The organism is Mesorhizobium sp. M1B.F.Ca.ET.045.04.1.1 (assembly GCF_003952465.1).
GTDB classification, from domain to species: domain Bacteria; phylum Pseudomonadota; class Alphaproteobacteria; order Rhizobiales; family Rhizobiaceae; genus Mesorhizobium; species Mesorhizobium shonense.
The window spans coordinates 4,948,976-4,965,538 of the sequence record NZ_CP034448.1 but is presented as its reverse complement, the minus strand read 5'-3'; the positions used below and the strand labels follow the sequence as shown (position 1 = coordinate 4,965,538).

Below are 16,563 nucleotides of genomic sequence, written 5' to 3'. Positions count from 1 at the left end.
TTCGCGGATGAGGGAGGTCAACCTGAGAGCAAAACCATGGCTACCTTTTCGCAGAAGCCTGCGGATGTGGTGAAGAAGTGGGTGCTGATCGACGCCGAAGGTCTCGTCGTCGGCCGCCTCGCCACTGTCATCGCCAACCATCTGCGCGGCAAGCACAAGCCCACCTTCACCCCGCATGTCGATGACGGCGACAACGTCATCGTCATCAATGCCGACAAGGTGGTGTTCACCGGCAAGAAGTACACCGACAAGGTTTACTACTGGCACACCGGTCACCCCGGCGGCATCAAGGAGCGCACCGCGCGCCAGCTGCTCGAGGGCCGTTTCCCCGAGCGCGTCGTCGAAAAAGCCGTCGAGCGCATGATCCCGCGCGGCCCGCTCGGCCGCCGCCAGATGAAGAATCTCCGCGTCTACGCAGGCACTGAGCATCCGCACGCCGCCCAGCAGCCCGTCACACTCGACGTGGCCAAGCTAAATTCCAAGAACAAGAGGGCCTCGTAATGGCTGAGCTTTCCTCGCTCGCAGAACTCGGGACCGCCACTGCCGCCGCGCAGCCGGCCGCGCCCGTCCATGTCCAGAAGCTCGACAAGTCGGGCCGCGCCTACGCCACCGGCAAGCGCAAGAACGCCATCGCGCGCGTCTGGGTCAAGCCCGGCTCCGGCAAGATCACCGTCAACGACAAGGAATTCGCGAGCTATTTCGCGCGTCCGGTCCTGCAGATGATCCTCAACCAGCCGATCGTCGCCGCCAACCGCGCCGGCCAGTACGACATCGTCGCCACCGTCATCGGCGGCGGCCTCTCCGGCCAGGCGGGCGCCGTGCGTCACGGCATCTCCAAGGCGCTGACCTATTACGAGCCGGCGCTGCGCTCCGTGCTCAAGAAGGGCGGCTTCCTCACCCGCGACAGCCGCGTCGTCGAGCGTAAGAAGTACGGCAAGGCGAAGGCCCGCCGCTCCTTCCAGTTCTCGAAGCGCTAAGCTTTACGGCTTACGGATTTCTCGAAAGGCCGCCTCCGGGCGGCCTTTTGTTTTCATCACCACCGGCCTGCCGGCGTTTTGATGTAATCGATGAAGGCCCGCAGCGGCGCCGGCACCAGACGGCGGCCGGGATAGTACAGAAACGGCCCAGAGAATTCCTGCCACCACGGCTCCAGCACAGGTTCCAGCACGCCGTTCTCGAAATGCGGGCGCACCCAGTCCTCGAAGAGCCAGAGAATGCCGACGCCGGCGATCGCCGCATCAATGGCGAGATCGACGCCTCCACCGATGCTGACGACCAATGGCCCCGTGGTATCGACCCGCACCACCTCGCCGTTGCGTTCGAATTCCCAAGGCGTCATGACCCCGCTGGGAAAGCGACCGCGCACGCACGCGTGGCCAAGCAGGTCACGCGGGTGTTGCGGCCGGCCGTGCCGATCAAGATAGGTCGGAGAGGCGGAGGTGGTAAAGCGCTGGACGCGTGGCCCGATCGGCACGGCGATCATATCCTGCTCCAACCGCTCGTCGTAGCGGATGCCGGCATCGCAGCTGGCCGCCAGCAGATCGACAAAGTTCTCCTCCGCGATCACCTCCAGCCGGATAGCCGGATAGGCAGCGAGAAATCCCGGAACGATTTTTGGCAGGACTAGCCGCGAGGCGCTGATCGGTACATTGAGGCGCAAGGTCCCGGCTGGCCTGTCGCGAAAGCCGTTCACGACGTCGAGCGCGGCCTCCACCTCACCCAGCGCAGGGCCAAGACGTGCCAGCAGGCCAGCGCCTGCCTCGGTCAGCGCGACACTGCGCGTGGTACGATTGAAGAGCCGCACACCAAGTTGGGTTTCCAGACGGCGAATGGCTTCACTGAGCACGGACGCGCTGCCTGCCGTCACGCGGGCCGCTTCGCGAAAGCCGCCGGCGCGTGCCACGGCCATAAATGCCCGGAGATCGTTGAGATCGGCCGCCATTGTTCTTAGTTCCGCACAGGTCGTGCTGGTTATACCCGGTTATCGGGACAGCGGCTATGCCCTATCTCACTCGCCGACGGCGAAGGAGAACCACGATGTCCAGTCTAGACAAATCCGGTACTTACAAACTTGGCGACCGATCGGTTCGCCGCCTCGGCTACGGCGCCATGCAGCTTGCGGGCAAAGGTGTGTTCGGTCCGCCGAAGGACCATGACGCGGCCATCGCCGTGCTGCGCGAAGCGGTAGCGCAAGGCGTGGACCATATCGACACCAGCGATTATTACGGGCCGTACGTCACCAACAAGCTGATCCGCGAGGCGCTGGCGCCCTACCCCGACGACCTCACGATCGTCACCAAGATCGGCGCCCGTCGCGGCGAAGACGCCTCCTGGCTGCCGGCCTTCACAGCCGATGAGCTCGAGCAGGCCGTGCACGACAACCTTCGCAATCTTGGCCTCGAGGTGATGGACGTCGTCAATCTGCGCATCATGTTCGGGGTGCATGGTCCAGCGGAGGGCTCCATCGAGGCGCAAGTCACCAAGCTTGCCGAGCTTCAGCGCAAGGGCCTGGTCCGCCACATCGGCCTGAGCAATGTCACTCGCACCCAGATCGAGGAAGGCCGCCGCATCTGCGAGATCGTCTGCGTGCAGAACCAGTACAATCTGGCGCACAGGCAAGACGACGCGCTGATCGACGAGCTTGCCCGCGACGGCATCGCCTATGTGCCGTTCTTCCCGCTCGGCGGCTTCAGCCCGCTGCAGTCATCGACCCTGTCGGGCGTCGCGGAAGGGCTCGGCGTGACGCCGATGCAGGTTGCGCTGGCGTGGCTGTTGCAGCGGGCGCCGAACATCTTGCTGATCCCGGGCACGTCGTCGGTGGGACATCTGCGGGAGAATCTGGCGGCGGCGGAACTGGAGCTGTCGGACGAGGTGCTGACGGAACTGGATGGCGTGGCGAAAGCGGCGTAGGGCGCCGAGCTAATCTCCCCCTTTGAGGGGGAGATGTCGCCAAAGGCGACAGAGGGGGTCGGTTCGACTGGACTCGACGCCGCAGATAGAGGTTGGCGCTTTGCGCGAGGCGACCCCTTCTGGCCTGCCGGCCATCTCCCCCTCAAGGGGGGAGATCGCAGTTCCAGCCCCGACTCCTAGTTAATACTGGCGGTATGCGCAGGCTCAGCCGACTTTATGTCCGTCGTGTAAGGCACACGAAAACCATTAGCCGCGAGCCATTCGATCGCCGCCTTCGGCTCGTCGGTCTGGATGATGGTGGCGCCGCGGTCGGCCCAAAAACCCCAGGCTTCGCGCGGCAGGCTGGCGGCGACCGCCAGTTCGTCGCCGCGGCCGCCGGCGAGGAAGCCGCCCGGCTTGTTGACGATGGCGTAGGTGTCGGCCCAAAGATGCCAGTCTCCGCGCACGGCAGAGGCCCGCATGCGGGTGCTGAACAGCGGCCCGCCGGTCGCGGTCAGCGTCTCGGCGCCATTGCGCCAGTCGATCAGCTCGATGGCACGCGGCGCAAACGCTTTGTCGACCTCACCGGCAAACGCAGCATCATGCACGGCGTCGTCGGCAAGGATCGGCATGAACTGGAAACCGCCGCCGGCCTTGGCGAGTGCCACCTTCGCAGCATCGATGCGCTGGCGGTTCCACAGGTTTTCCTTGACGATCACCTGATCGGCCATGCCGAGATCGCGGGCGATCGCGATCATGCCGGGCAGGTCCGTCACCTCCAGCTTGTTGTCGAGGTTGATCAGGATTCTGTCCTTGGTCTCCGCCAGCATTTCGCGCAGCGTCGATACCGGCTCGTCGGTGACGGTGCCGGTGCCCTCGATCACCAGCCGGCATTTCTTCAGCTCGGCCAGCGTATATTTTACCACCTCGCCCTTGCAGGTGGTGGTGCGGTCCAGCCAGCTGTCATGCATGATGACGAACGCACCATCCTTCGAGCGCCTGACGTCAACCTCGACGATCTCGGCGCCGATCGCGATCGAGCCCTCGACCGCGGCCAGCGAGTTCTCGGCATAAAGCGTCTTGCCGGCCTGCATGCTGCCGGCGCGGTGCGCGGCGATCATCACATGATCGCGCCACTGGTTGGCGTGCTCGAAGCGGTCGAGGATCTGGCTGGCGCGTGTCTCGCCGGCTAAACTTTGGCTTGTGGCGACAGCAAGCGTAGTGGACAGAAGAAGGCTCAGCCAGAGTGTTCGCATCAGGGAATCGCTCCGTTCCGGGTCGTGACCCGGTTAGGCGATGCCCATGACAGGGCGGTGAACGAAGCCGGCTAGCTGTTTGGTCAAATCCGCTTGGAAAGGCGACGGAACCAGGCCAGCGCCGGCATCTCGACAAAGCGCCAGGTGAACCAGGATGCGACGATGACGGCGATCAACATGGCTATGATCGCGGCGAGGCCGATCCACGGCGAGCCGACACCGAAGCCGGCCACCTGATCGCCGCGCAGCGTCATGTCGCCGACAATGCCAAGCCCGAGCTTGCGCTCGATCAGGCCGCCGACATTGATCAAACGCGCCTGCACGAAGATGTGGACCATGTAGATCGAGTAGGAGAGCGAGCCGAGCAGCAGCATCGGGCGGCTGCGCAGCAGCGCGCTGATCAGGCCGCCCTCATGGGCGAAGAGGTAGAGGGCCAGCGCGAAGACGACAGGTGCTGCAATGCCGGCGTCATTCGTGCCGGCGGCGGAGACGAATAGCCCGATCACCACGATCATGGCGAGCTCGGCCAGCGTCCAGGCGACGCGCCCTGCCCCGCCGCTACGTGCCTGTCGCGCCTCTGCAATGGAATCATGCTGAAACCACGCAAGCAGCGCTCCAAGCGAGAAGCCGTACAGGCAGCGGATGAAGCCGAAATCGAAGGACACGTCCATATGACGGGTCGAGAGGGCCAGCAGGAAGAAAGGCGCCGTGACAGCCGCGGCGACAAACCATATCCAGGCGCGGCGGCCGGCCGCGAACACCGCGCCGGCAAACAGCAGATAAGTGAAGAACTCGGCCGAAATGCTCCAGCTCGGCGCGTTCCAGCTCAGACGACCCTCAACCCCCATGCCCTGCAGCAGAAAGAGATTGGCAATGAGGCTTCTCAGATCGAAGCCGCCGGTGAAGGGCGCGCCGCCGGTTCCATGCACGGCCGGGAGCACAAGCCGTACCGCCTCGAAGCCAGCGAAAGCGGCAAGCATCAAAAGATGCAGCGGGTAGATGCGGCCGAAGCGCACCAGCGCGAAACGGGCGAGCCCGTCCGGCTCGCTCAGCCGGCTGCCATAGGAGCTGGCGATGACGAAGCCGGAAAGCACGAAGAAGAAGTCCACGAACAGATAGGAGCCGCCGACAAAGGCGCTCTGCGAGATCGTCGACGTCGTCGGAAAATGGAACAGCGCCACCAAAAGCGCACAGATGCCGCGCCAGGAATCCAGCACCAGGAAGCGCTCGCCAGCCACCGTGCCGGCGCGGATCGCCGCCCGCGGGGGTGCGAGGTTGAGCAAGGCAGCCTCGGTCATAATGGTACAAATCCTGTGTTGCCATGGCACTCGGCGAGCGCCATTCCGTCTCCGCAAGCTGTGACTGGCATGTTGCGTGCCGGTTCTGTAGTTGTGGCTGCCCGATGACAACCGAGGACCCGTAATGGCGAATAAAGAGATCGACCACGCCTTCACCGCCCGTTCAAGGACGGGCGCGTCGTTCGAGCCGACCTATGCCGGCGCGCTGTCGTTCATGCGGCGCAAATACACGAAGGACGTGAAGGGTGCGGACGCCGTTGTGTGGGGCATTCCTTTCGACGCCGCCGTCACCAACCGTCCGGGCGCCCGCTTCGGGCCACAGGCGATCCGCCGCGCCTCGGCGATCCTCGACAACGATCCGCAATACCCGTTCTCGCGCGACCTGTTCGAGCAACTCGCGGTGGTCGACTATGGCGATTGCCTGCTCGACAGCGGCAACCACCAGAAGACCCCCGGCACGATCGAGCGCGAGGCGGTCAAGATCCTGAAGTCAGGCGCTTTCCTTTTGACGCTCGGCGGCGATCATTTCGTCACCTGGCCGCTGCTCAAGGCGCATGCCGCGATCCACGGGCCGCTGGCCTTGGTGCAGTTCGACGCGCATCAGGACACATGGCCGGACGACGGCAAGCGCATCGACCACGGCTCCTTCGTCGCCCGGGCGGTGAATGAGGGCATCATCGATCCCGACCGCTCGATCCAGATCGGCATTCGTACGCATGCGCCGGACACCTTCGGCATCAAGATCCTCTACGGCCATGAGGTCGAGGAAATGCGGGCCTCCGACATCGCCTACGCGATCGTCGACCGCACCGGCGGCAGGAAGACCTATCTCACCTTCGACATCGATTGCCTCGACCCGGCTTTCGCGCCCGGTACCGGCACACCGGTGGCCGGCGGCCCGTCCTCGGCCAAGATGCTCTCGACGCTGCGCCAGCTCGGCCAGGTCGATATCGTCGGCGCCGACGTCGTCGAGGTTGCGCCGGCCTATGATCATGCCGATATTACGGCGATCGCCGGATCGATCATCGCCATGCACTATCTCGGCCTGGTGGCGGAGCGGAAGGCGAGGCTCGAGGACCTGAACAACGGCACTCATGCCGTGATGCATAACGCTCAAGGCATATAACTTTGGAATCGCAGGGAATTTGGTAACCGATGAAACCGAAAATCTTCATTGACGGCGAGCATGGCACGACAGGCCTACAGATCAGGGCACTGCTGGCCGACCGCGACGACCTGGAGATCATCTCCATTCCCGCCGACCGCCGCAAGGAAGCCGCGGCCCGGGCCGAATTCCTCAACGCCGCCGATGTCGCGATCCTTTGCCTGCCGGATGCCGCGGCCAAGGAAAGCGTGTCGCTGATCGAGAACGACACGACAAAAGTCATCGACGCTTCGACCGCGCACCGCGTGGCCGAAGGCTGGGAATACGGCTTCGCCGAAATGGACAAAGACCAGGCGAAGAAGATCGCCAGCGCGAAACGCATCGCCAACCCCGGCTGCTGGCCCCAGGGGCCGATCGCGACGCTCCGCCCGCTGGTTTCCGCCGGCCTGCTGCCCGCCGATTTCCCGGTCACCGTCAACGGCATTTCCGGCTATTCCGGCGGCGGCCGCCCGATGATCGAGGACTATGTCGGCAAGGGCGAGGATGCGCCCGAATTCCTGCCTTATGGCCTGACGCTGCAGCACAAGCACGTGCCGGAACTCAGGACCTATGCGAAGCTGTCGCATGATCCGATCATGCAGCCGGCGGTCGGTAATTTCGCGCAAGGCATGATCACGGTGGTGCCGCTGCAGCTCGGCGGCCTCGACCGCGTGCCGACGGGCGCCGAGCTCCACGCGGCGATCGCCGACCACTTTGCCTCCATCGATGGCGGCGTCGTCGAGGTCGCGCCCTACACGCATATGGAGCGCATGCCGGAGATCGATCCGGAGGTCTATAACGGAACCAACCGGATGAAGGTCTATGTGTTCGCCAATGACGATCGGGCGCAGGCCCTGCTCTTGGCGGTCTATGACAATCTCGGCAAGGGTGCCTCGGGTGCGGCCGTGCAGAACCTGGACCTGATGCTCGGCATCAAGCACTGAGCGAGCTATCGGTCCACCTCTCCGTGTTACATCGGCGGGAAGGACAGGCTCAGCCCCTTTGCAATTAATGCCACGCCGACGCCAACGAGTAGCGCATATCTGCGTTTCATAGGTGGCCGCGTTGGCAAGGGATAAGCGCCCTTGGTGCCGCGCCAGTGCGCGGCGGCAAAGCCAAGCAAGACCAGCGCGATCGCCTGATGGGTCAACGCCATGTGCAGCGGCACCTGCATCACCAGCGTGCCGATGCCGATCGAGGCCTGGACCAACACCAGTAAAAACAGCAGCGTGGCGCGGCGGGCATGCGTGGTGCCGGGCTGGCGGCGCCATGTGGCGATCATGTGCCAGAGCGCCACGACAAAGAGCGTATAGGCGCCGACCCGGTGCACGAATTGCACCGTCTTCGGATTCTCGAAGAAGTTCCGCCATGCCGGTTCGAGCAGCAGCAGGTCGGATGGGATCACCTTGCCGTCCATAAGCGGCCATGTGTTGTAGCTCATGCCGGCATGGAGGCCGGCAACCAGCCCGCCCAGATAGATCTGGATCAGCGCCAAAAGCACGATGAAGCCGGCGAGCCGCTGTGTCGGGCGGTCGGCGGCCGGCTCCGAATGCGGCGCAAGGCCCCGCGCGACCACCATGGTCGCGGTGAAGATCAGCGCGGCGATCGTCAGGTGCGTCGCCAACCGGTACTGGCTGACCGAGACGCGGTCGACCAGGCCCGACGCCACCATCCACCAGCCGATGGCGCCCTGCAGGCCGCCAAGCAGAAGGATGCCGGCCAGTTTCGGCCCGAGGCCGCGTTCGATGCGGCGCGTCGCCCAGAAGAACAGCAGCGGCAAGGCGAAGACGACGCCGACGCTGCGCGCAAGGATACGGTGCACCCACTCCCACCAGAAGATCGACTTGAAAGCCTCGATGCTCATGCCCTTGTTGAGCTCGGTGTATTGCGGGATCTGCTGGTAACGCTGGAATTCTTCCTGCCATTCGGCATCGCTGAGCGGCGGGATCACGCCGTGGATCGGCTGCCATTCGGTGATCGAGAGGCCGGAACCGGTGAGTCTGGTGGAGCCTCCGACCAGGACCAGCGCAAACAGCACGATGACCACGAAATACAGCCAGCCGCGCACCGGTGCGCGGTTACGCAGATCGCGATCGCGGGCGGCGTATGAAGCCGTGGCGGTGATGGCAGCCATGGGACGTTTCCCGGCAATTTAAATCGCGGGATTGGTGGACCAAGGCAGGCCCGGTGGCAAGACCGGACAGCGCGGCACGCCGTCGCGCCGAAGCTCCAGAGTTGCGCGCACCGCCCAATCAGCCTAAGCGAAGCTGCTCAACGGGACCGCGACATGCCCATTCGCCTGAAAAAGCTGATTGGAACCATCCTGCTGGTGGCGCTGGTCATCATCTACGCGCTGATCGCTTCGGCCATCGCGGTGACCAGGCTCGCGGAATATGGTTCGATGGCGCACTTCCTGTTCTTCCTGCTCAGCGGCCTGCTCTGGGTGCTGCCGGCGATGGGCATCATAAAATGGCTGATCCTGGAGCCACCTCGGAAGGGCTAAGGCGCCTCAGATCGTCACCACCATCTTGCCGGCATTGGCGAGCGGCGTCGTGACGCCCGAGAGCATCGTGCGGATATGGGCGACGCTCTGGTAGCGGCCGTTGACCGAGATGCGCGGCAGCGCGTGCAGGAAGCCGGCATGCTCGGCTCTGAGCACCCCGTGCCGGGTCGTCACCGCCGAGACATAGCCGGCGTCGCGGACCAAACCCACCTCGCGGCAGCCGACCGCTCTGGCATAGCCGTACGGGTAGGCGAAATGGCGCGGCTCCTGCCCGAGCCTTTCCTCGAGGATGCGCTTCACATCGCCGATTTCATGCCGCGCATCCGCCTCGGAAAGTCGCTTCAGGTTGCGGTGATTGATGGTATGGGCGCCGATCGTCACCAGCGGATGCGCGGTCATTCTCCGGATCTCGTCCCAGTTCATCAGGATGCCGGGACGGCCGGTGCCCAGTTCGATCCCGTTGGACCGCGCCAGTTCGCGCAGCGCCGCACCCTGCGCTTCCTCGCGGACCTCGAGGGTCAGCCAGGCATTCAGCCGGGCAACGGCCTGAATCTTTCTGCCGGGTGTCGAGCAATCGACGACCGTCGACCCGCTCGCCGTCTTCAGCGTAAGCCGCGAGCTCGTATCGACGATATCCTCGACCAGGTCCCACCACAGGTCGGCCGCGCCGTCGATCAAGCCGGGCGCGACATAGATGGTGATAGGCGCGCCGTGCTTTTCCAGCACCGGAAGCGCCTCCGTCATGTTGTCGCGATAGGCATCGTCGGCGGTGATTGTGGCGAACTGACCGCTCTTGCCGCCAATCTTGATGCGCTCGATCGCTTCATCAAGGGTAACAAAGGCATAGCCCCTTGCCTTCATGTCGGCGATCAGCTTGTCAAGGAATGCAGGGGCGATGTTCAGATGGCGATTGACACTGTTCGGCTTCTCCGGCGTCGCGGTGACGCGATGCAGCATCAAGATGGCGCCGATGCCGCCGACAAACGGCTTCGCGAGCGGAGCGAGGCCGGTGTAGCGGGCAACGTTCAAGGCCAGTTTCCGGATCGCCTCGCCCCCGTCGATCATTCCTTCACCTTTTGCGCCTAGGCTCATCCAAGCACGACGCCTATGCGAACCCCAGGTTGCAACCAATACGTCTTAAGGATTGAGGGATGGTTGACGCCGCCGCTTCATTTGACGGCAATCGGGTCGCGGCCAACGAAGCGCCGGCGCGTGCGCCTGCCTCGAGCCAGGGCCGGCTGACGGCAGCGGTGAGCGACGGGCTAGCGGACTATGCGGAGTTCTGCGCCTCGGCGCTGTTTGCCCCGGCGCAGAGCCCGTCCTGGGTGCGCAACTGGGCGGCCGAGACAAAGGCCGATATGGTGATCGCCACGCTGAACACCGACAGCCGACCGGCGCTTTCGCTGGCGCTGGAAGTCGTCCGAACCGGCCCGTTCCGCGTCGCCCGGTTCGCGGGCGGACGTCATGCCAACGGCAATTTCCCCGCCGCCGACCCGCGGTTTTTGCCGGCCATCGACGGTCCGGCGATCCGCTCGTTGTTCTCGGCCATCGCCAAGGCGCGGCCGGGCATCGATCTCGTTTCGCTGGAGCGGCTGCTGCCCGATCTCGACGGCCTCGCCAATCCGCTCGCCGCGCTGCCGAATTTTCCGAGCCCGAACCTTGCGCTCGCGGTCGATCTCGACGGAGGATTCGATGCGCTGCTCGCCCGTGCGAGCGGCAAGCGCAAGCGCAAGAAGCATCGCTCGCAGACACGCAAATTCGAGGCCGTCGGCAGCTTCCGCCGCATCGAGGCGCGAAGCCGCGAAGAGGTCGACAGGCTTCTCGACGCCTTCTTCGACATGAAGGAGGTGCGCTTCGCCAAGATGGGAATCGCCAACGTCTTCGGCGACGAAGAGGTGCGTGCCTTCTTCCGGGCGCTGTTTGCCGATGCGCTTGCCGAGGAAAAGCCATCCTTCCTGCTGCATGGCCTGGATGTAGCGGGCAAACTTCGCGCCGTTACCGGCGCCAGCCGCTCGGGCAAACGCCTGATCTGCGAGTTCGGCGCGATCGCCGAGGACGATCTCGCATTCACCAGCCCCGGCGACTTCCTGTTCTTCGACAACATCCAGGAAGCTTGCGAGCTCGGTTTCGCTGCCTACGATTTCTCGGTCGGCGACGAGCCTTACAAGCGGCTCTGGTGCGACATCGAGGTCCAGCATTTCGAGGCGCTTGCGCCGTTGACGCTGAAGGGCCGGGTGCTGGCAACGGGGCTTAGGCAAGGCGCGCGGGCAAAGGCGTTCATCAAGAACAATCCGACGGTCTGGAAGCTGACCAAGATGCTGCGCCGGAAGACTGCCGGACAGGCCGCACCTGCTGTTGTCGAAGACGACAGCTAGTTGAGAGCGGCCTGGTAAGGCGCTGTTTGGGCGTGCTTTTTGAGACGCAGCGCCGCTGCTCATCATGGTGCGGGGCGCCGCTGTATGCTGGCAGGGTTCAAGTCTAACTACGCCGCCTGAACGATCTCGACCAGTTCAACGTCGAACACCAGGTCCTTTCCGGCCAACGGATGATTGCCGTCGAGCTTGACGCTGGCGTCATCTGCGCCGACGACCGTTACTTGCATGGGGCGCCCTTCCGGAGTGCGGGCTTGCAATTGGGTGCCAATATCGACGTTGACGTTTTCCGGCACGCTGGCGCGGTCGATGATCACCACGGCTTCGGGGCGATGGGGACCATAGGCGGCGTCGGCGGGAACGGTGATGGTACTTTTGGCGCCAACCTCCATGCCCTCGACATGGGTTTCGAGACCGGGAATTACCTGCCCTTCACCCAGTGTAAATTGCAGCGGTTCACTGCCGGAGGAATCGAATTGAGTGCCGTCGACCAGACGTCCAGTATAGTTGATGCGTACAGTGTCGCCATTCTTGGCCTGTGTCATAGCAGCCATCCTTTTGGGAGTTTTTGAGGGACCGGCCTAGAGCTCACGGGTCCCGTTCTCGATCATCCACGCACGAAAGCGCGCGGCGCGAAACACAAAAACTAGGTGCTCCGCTGCTGATGTAAAGTGCTGGAGCTGCCGAGAAATGTCCTGGTTCGGTCTTGTACCTAAGGACTGTCATGCCCGACCCCGACTGAACCGTGCTCGATTCGTCGCGGTCTCGGTCTCTTTCCCCGGTACCTCGGGGCAATCGTTGGCGGCGCGGCGCAGAACAACCCTTCTGGCGCCCGGCCTCAGGCCGCCGAGCGACGTCCGGGCAATGGATTTCCCGGCTCGTGACCGCCCGGGGTCACCAGCGTGACATCCGGGTAGCCGTTCTCGATCAGCTTCACCGCCGCCTGCGTCACCTCGTCATCGGCTTCGAGCATCGACAGGAAGACTTCCGCGCCGTCGCCGACGAGGCGGCTGATGCCTTGCGCGTCGGCCGGACCGCATTCGACGACGACGAGGTCGTAAGCCGTGGTCAGCGACTGCATGATGATCGGCAGGCGGTCGGCGGCGCGCATTGCGCGGACCGGATCGGCGGTGCCGACCGGAATGACGTGGGCGTCGGAATAGAGATCGGGGTGAATGACGTCGCTGAACTGCGCTTCGGAGGCAAGCAGATTGGTGATGCCGGGGAAAAGCCCGCTCTCCAGCATCGGGCGCGAGGCGGCGCCCGAGGCGGTGAGATCGAGCAAGAGCACGCGCAAGCCCGCATCCGACACCTCGCGCGCCACCAGCACGGCGGTGGCGGCAGCCTCATCGCCTTCCGGGGAGACGAAGATGGCGCGCGCGGCACCCGAGGCGATCAGCTTTTCCGCCGCCTTGTCGACATCGATCTCGCCCAGCCTGGACTGCCACGGCTGAGGCGATTCCGCCTCTGCCGGCTCGCCAGGCGCCGCCACCATCGTGGCGCCCTGCCCGATCCGGTCTTCGGCGACCGAATCGTCGCTGTCTTCGTCCTCGGCTTCGGCGACTGTCGGCTCGGTCCGCGCCACCGGCATCGCCACCTGCTCGATCGGTTCGAATCTGGCGCCTGCGGCCGGCCGCATGGCACGGCCGGAGAACAATTCCTTCAGAAGCGTGCCGATCGCCATCAGCAGCAGCGACGCAACCGCTGCTGCGCCCGTGATCGGACCGATCTTCGGGAAATAGGGTTCCGTCGGCACCTGCACTTTCGAGAGCAGACGGGCATCCACCGGCAGATAGTTGCGGTCGGCGCGCGAGGCCGCCTCGCGGTAGCTCGCCATATAGGATTCGAGCTGCTGGCGTTGCGCATTGGCGTCGCGCTGCAGCGCGTCGAGTTGCACCTGCTGTTCGCCGGCACGGGCCGAGGCGGCCTTCAGCTGGTTGACCTCCTCGACGAGCTGGTCCTCGCGAGCCTTGGCCGTCTGCGCCTGTGTCGTCAATCCCTTCAGGATCTTCTGCGCCTCGTTGCGTATCTGGCCGCCGAGATCGGCAAGCTGCGACTTCAGCGCCCGGATGCGGGGATGGTTGTCGAGCAAGGTCGTCGACAGGTCGGCAATGTTGGTCCTGAGTTCCACCTGTCGCTCGAGCAGGCGCTGGATCAATTCGGAAGACAGAACTTCCGGCACGCTGTCGAGCGTGCCGCCATTCTGCAGCGCCTTGCGCACGCTGTCGGCGGTCGCCTCGGCGGCGGCACGATTGGCACGCACTCGCGAAAGCTCGGTCGACAGTTCGGAGAGCTGCTGAGTCGCGAGCACCGAATTGTTGCCGCCCATCAAAAGGTCGGATTGCGCGCGGTAGGCGGCGACCTTGGCTTCGGCCTCCTTCACCCGATTCTGCAGATCGGTGATTTCCGGGCCGAGAAAGCCGGTGGCGGCGGTGTTCGATTCCTTCTTCGCGTTGCCCTTTGAGGCAAGGTAGGCCTGGGCGATGGCGTCCGCGACCTGCGCGGCAAGCTTTGGATCCCTCGAAGAGAACTCGACGGCAATAACACGAGATTTTTCAACGCCGTAGACGTTGAGCTTATCGTGCATTGCATTGAGCACCCGCTCTTCCGGCGGAATGTCGAAGGGATCGCTCTTCAGGCCGACAAGGACAAGGGCGCGGCTGAGCGCCGACATCCTCAGCGTCTCGTCGAATTCGGGCAATTTCTCCAGATTGAGGTCCGCCGCAACCTTCTTGAGGATGTCGGGGGACGATATGATCTGGACCTCGGTGGCCACCGCCTCCTCGTCGGTTGCAGGCTTGTCGTCGCTGGTTGAGCCGGCCGGCCGCGTGAACACCGATTCGCGCGGCCCGATCTCCAACTTGGCCACCGCTTTATATTGCGGCGTGGCGAGCCAGGCGAATGCAAACGCCAGCCCGGTGACCACGAGCGTGACGAGAACGATGCGCAGCCAGTTCCTCGCCAGGCTGGCGAAGAGCTGTCTCAGGTCGACATCGACATCTGCGGCCGCGGACTGAACGGACATGCATCCTGCTCCGGAACTTTGAGTCGAGGATGGACCGTAAACAACTATGGTAACTCAGCCGTTAAGATCAGAATGCGCACTTATTAGACAGCACTCAAAGAACATCGGCTGAAAGCAATAGAACAATTGGTTTTTTTACCGGCCGTCATCGCTTTCGGGCGCAGCCCTTTACCGGCCATTAACCCTAACAGGATGATAACGGGCGCACTTCCTGGGGTGGCCGCAGCACTGGCGGCGAGAGCGACGAAGGTTCGTGTCCGATCATGAAAAGCACTGCTCATCTCTTTCGCGCCATGCTTGCCCTGTCGCTGCTTACCGGCTGTTCCAGCTACCGCCCGACGCCCGCCGCCTTCCATGAAGTGCTCGACCAGCCTTACAGACTCGGCGCCGGCGATCGCATCCGCGTCACCGTGTTCGAGCAGGACGGGCTGACCAACACCTACAGCGTCGACCAGTCCGGCTACATCTCCTTCCCGCTCGTCGGCGCCGTGCCGGCGCGCGGCCACACCGCCCAGCAGCTGGAAAAGGAAATCGCCGACAAATTGCGCCAGGGCTACCTGCGCGATCCCGACGTCTCGGTCGAGATCGATCGCTACCGGCCGATCTTCGTCATGGGCGAGGTCGGCGCCGCGGGGCAGTATTCCTATGTACCGGGCCTCACCGTGCAAAAGGCGATCGCTATCGCCGGAGGCTTCACGCCGCGCGCCAACCAGGAAAGCGTCGACATCACCCGCGATATCAACGGCAAGGTCATGACCGGCAGGGTGCAGACATCCGACCCGCTCCTGCCGGGCGACACCGTCTACGTCCGCGAACGGCTGTTCTGAAAACCGACGTGGCGGCACACCTGCGCATCGTCCACTGCTTCCGCTCACCTGTCGGAGGAATTTTCCGGCACGTGCGCGACCTGACCGAGGCGCAGGTCGCCGCCGGCCATTCCGTGGGCATCGTCTGCGATTCGACCACGGGCGGCGACTATGAGGAGCGGCTGTTCGACGCTATGAAAGAGAGCCTGGCGCTCGGCATCCATCGCACGCCGATGCAGCGACACATCGGGCCGGGCGATCTTGCGGCGGCCTGGCGCACTTATGGAATCATCAAGGAATTGCGGCCGGACGTGCTGCACGGGCACGGCGCCAAGGGTGGCGCCTATGCCCGTCTGTTCGGCTCACTGTTGCGGGTTTCAAGGTCTCGCGTGGCCCGCCTTTATTCGCCGCATGGCGGCTCGCTTCACTATGACGAAACGACGGCCACCGGAAAGCTGTTCTTCGCGCTGGAGCGTTTCATGGCGCGCTTCACCGATTGCCTGCTGTTCGTCTCCGACTATGAGCGGAAAACCTATCGTCGGAAGGTCGGCGAGCCGCCTATCCCCAACAGGCTGGTCTATAACGGCCTGCGGGCTGTCGAGTTCGAACCGGTGGCGACGGCGGCGGATGCCGCCGATCTCTTATACATCGGCATGATGCGCGACCTCAAAGGTCCGGACATCTTCATCGACGCGCTGGCGCTGGCCGGCAGCGAGCTTGGCCGCCCGCTGAGCGCGGTGATGGTCGGCGACGGCGATGACCTGCCGCGCTATCACGCGCAAGTGGAACGACTCGGACTAACGAACCATGTCCGTTTCGTCCCACCGATGCCGGCCGGAGAAGCCTTCGCGCTGGCCGAGCTGATCGTCGTCCCGTCCCGCGCGGAGGCCATGCCTTACATCGTGCTCGAGGCGCTGGCCGCCGGCATGCCGATGATCGCGACCGCGGTCGGCGGCATTCCGGAAATCTTCGGCGAAGGCTCCCCTGCCCTGATATGGCCGGATGCCGGCCGGCTCGCCGACAGGCTCAGAACGGCTCTCAACGATCTCGGCGCTTACCGGAAGCTGATGCCGCAGGGCGGCGAGCTGAAGGCGCGATTCGGCGCCGACGTGATGGCAGCCGAGATCGAGAAGGCTTATTTCGCGGCGCTGACACTTTAGAATTTACTAATTTTCTTGCGCCATGAGAAGAACGTCAGTCCTCACAGGCAACAATACGCATTCAAAACCGCCGGTTGTTTCAAGGCTTTCTTAGCTCTCTTTTGCTATCC

Annotated in this window: 16 protein-coding genes; 9 read left to right on the top strand and 7 right to left on the bottom strand. The window is 64.0% G+C overall.

Annotated features, from left to right (window positions below):
* Positions 1-36: 36 nt before the first annotated feature.
* Positions 37-501, top strand: coding sequence for a 50S ribosomal protein L13 (rplM, locus tag EJ071_RS24475; protein ID WP_066989450.1), 465 nt, complete (start codon positions 37-39; stop codon positions 499-501).
* Entirely contained in the window at positions 501-977 is a 477-nt protein-coding gene (gene rpsI, locus EJ071_RS24470; protein ID WP_059184835.1) for a 30S ribosomal protein S9, read from the top strand. The genes rplM and rpsI overlap by 1 nt, the downstream gene beginning before the upstream one ends.
* 56 nt (positions 978-1,033) lie before the next feature.
* Here rpsI and EJ071_RS24465 read toward each other — a convergent pair whose 3' ends face one another.
* Entirely contained in the window at positions 1,034-1,942 is a 909-nt protein-coding gene (locus tag EJ071_RS24465) for a LysR family transcriptional regulator (protein WP_126100162.1), read from the bottom strand.
* Between the two features lie 95 nt (positions 1,943-2,037).
* Between EJ071_RS24465 and EJ071_RS24460 the strand changes: the two genes are divergently transcribed.
* Positions 2,038-2,910: an aldo/keto reductase family oxidoreductase gene (locus EJ071_RS24460; protein ID WP_126100161.1), complete on the top strand. Its 873-nt coding sequence runs from the start codon at positions 2,038-2,040 to the stop codon at positions 2,908-2,910.
* A gap of 176 nt (positions 2,911-3,086) precedes the next feature.
* Here EJ071_RS24460 and EJ071_RS24455 read toward each other — a convergent pair whose 3' ends face one another.
* Together EJ071_RS24455 and EJ071_RS24450 are read right to left on the bottom strand one after the other, a co-directional pair.
* Positions 3,087-4,145 carry a glycerophosphodiester phosphodiesterase family protein gene (locus EJ071_RS24455; RefSeq protein WP_126100160.1) on the bottom strand — a complete coding sequence of 353 codons (1,059 nt, stop codon included), beginning with the start codon at positions 4,143-4,145 and terminating at the stop codon, positions 3,087-3,089.
* Positions 4,146-4,228: 83 nt separating this feature from the next.
* Complete coding sequence (locus EJ071_RS24450; RefSeq protein ID WP_126100159.1) at positions 4,229-5,443, bottom strand: acyltransferase; 1,215 nt, start codon at positions 5,441-5,443, stop codon at positions 4,229-4,231.
* 124 nt (positions 5,444-5,567) lie between these two features.
* On the opposite strand from EJ071_RS24450, the gene speB reads away from it, so the two are divergent.
* Positions 5,568-6,569, top strand: coding sequence for an agmatinase (gene speB / locus EJ071_RS24445; RefSeq protein WP_126100158.1), 1,002 nt, complete (start codon positions 5,568-5,570; stop codon positions 6,567-6,569).
* Between the two features lie 29 nt (positions 6,570-6,598).
* The gene (gene argC / locus EJ071_RS24440) at positions 6,599-7,531 is read left to right on the top strand and encodes an N-acetyl-gamma-glutamyl-phosphate reductase (protein ID WP_126100157.1); all 933 of its coding nucleotides are present in this window, start codon (positions 6,599-6,601) and stop codon (positions 7,529-7,531) included.
* 26 nt (positions 7,532-7,557) lie between these two features.
* Here the strand turns inward: argC and EJ071_RS24435 are convergent, their stop codons facing one another.
* Positions 7,558-8,721: a COX15/CtaA family protein gene (locus EJ071_RS24435; RefSeq protein WP_245459963.1), complete on the bottom strand. Its 1,164-nt coding sequence runs from the start codon at positions 8,719-8,721 to the stop codon at positions 7,558-7,560.
* Positions 8,722-8,874: 153 nt separating this feature from the next.
* Between EJ071_RS24435 and EJ071_RS24430 the strand changes: the two genes are divergently transcribed.
* Positions 8,875-9,090, top strand: a complete 216-nt coding sequence (locus EJ071_RS24430) for a DUF2842 domain-containing protein (RefSeq protein WP_126100156.1) — start codon at positions 8,875-8,877, stop codon at positions 9,088-9,090.
* 6 nt (positions 9,091-9,096) lie between these two features.
* Here the strand turns inward: EJ071_RS24430 and EJ071_RS24425 are convergent, their stop codons facing one another.
* Positions 9,097-10,155, bottom strand: coding sequence for a polysaccharide deacetylase family protein (locus EJ071_RS24425; RefSeq protein ID WP_126100155.1), 1,059 nt, complete (start codon positions 10,153-10,155; stop codon positions 9,097-9,099).
* 86 nt (positions 10,156-10,241) lie between these two features.
* Between EJ071_RS24425 and EJ071_RS24420 the strand changes: the two genes are divergently transcribed.
* The gene (locus tag EJ071_RS24420; protein ID WP_126100154.1) at positions 10,242-11,465 is read left to right on the top strand and encodes a GNAT family N-acetyltransferase; all 1,224 of its coding nucleotides are present in this window, start codon (positions 10,242-10,244) and stop codon (positions 11,463-11,465) included.
* A gap of 107 nt (positions 11,466-11,572) precedes the next feature.
* On the opposite strand, the gene EJ071_RS24415 is transcribed toward EJ071_RS24420, so the two are convergent.
* Positions 11,573-12,007: a peptidylprolyl isomerase gene (locus EJ071_RS24415; RefSeq protein ID WP_126100153.1), complete on the bottom strand. Its 435-nt coding sequence runs from the start codon at positions 12,005-12,007 to the stop codon at positions 11,573-11,575.
* A 293-nt stretch (positions 12,008-12,300) separates the two neighbouring features.
* Positions 12,301-14,487 carry an exopolysaccharide transport family protein gene (locus tag EJ071_RS24410; RefSeq protein WP_126100152.1) on the bottom strand — a complete coding sequence of 729 codons (2,187 nt, stop codon included), beginning with the start codon at positions 14,485-14,487 and terminating at the stop codon, positions 12,301-12,303.
* A gap of 263 nt (positions 14,488-14,750) precedes the next feature.
* Here EJ071_RS24410 and EJ071_RS24405 point away from each other — a divergent pair, with 263 nt between their 5' ends.
* Positions 14,751-15,314, top strand: a complete 564-nt coding sequence (locus EJ071_RS24405) for a polysaccharide biosynthesis/export family protein (RefSeq protein WP_059184846.1) — start codon at positions 14,751-14,753, stop codon at positions 15,312-15,314.
* A gap of 8 nt (positions 15,315-15,322) precedes the next feature.
* On the top strand, positions 15,323-16,453 hold the full coding sequence (locus EJ071_RS24400) for a glycosyltransferase (RefSeq protein ID WP_126100151.1): 1,131 nt from the start codon (positions 15,323-15,325) through the stop codon (positions 16,451-16,453).
* Positions 16,454-16,563: the final 110 nt, after the last annotated feature.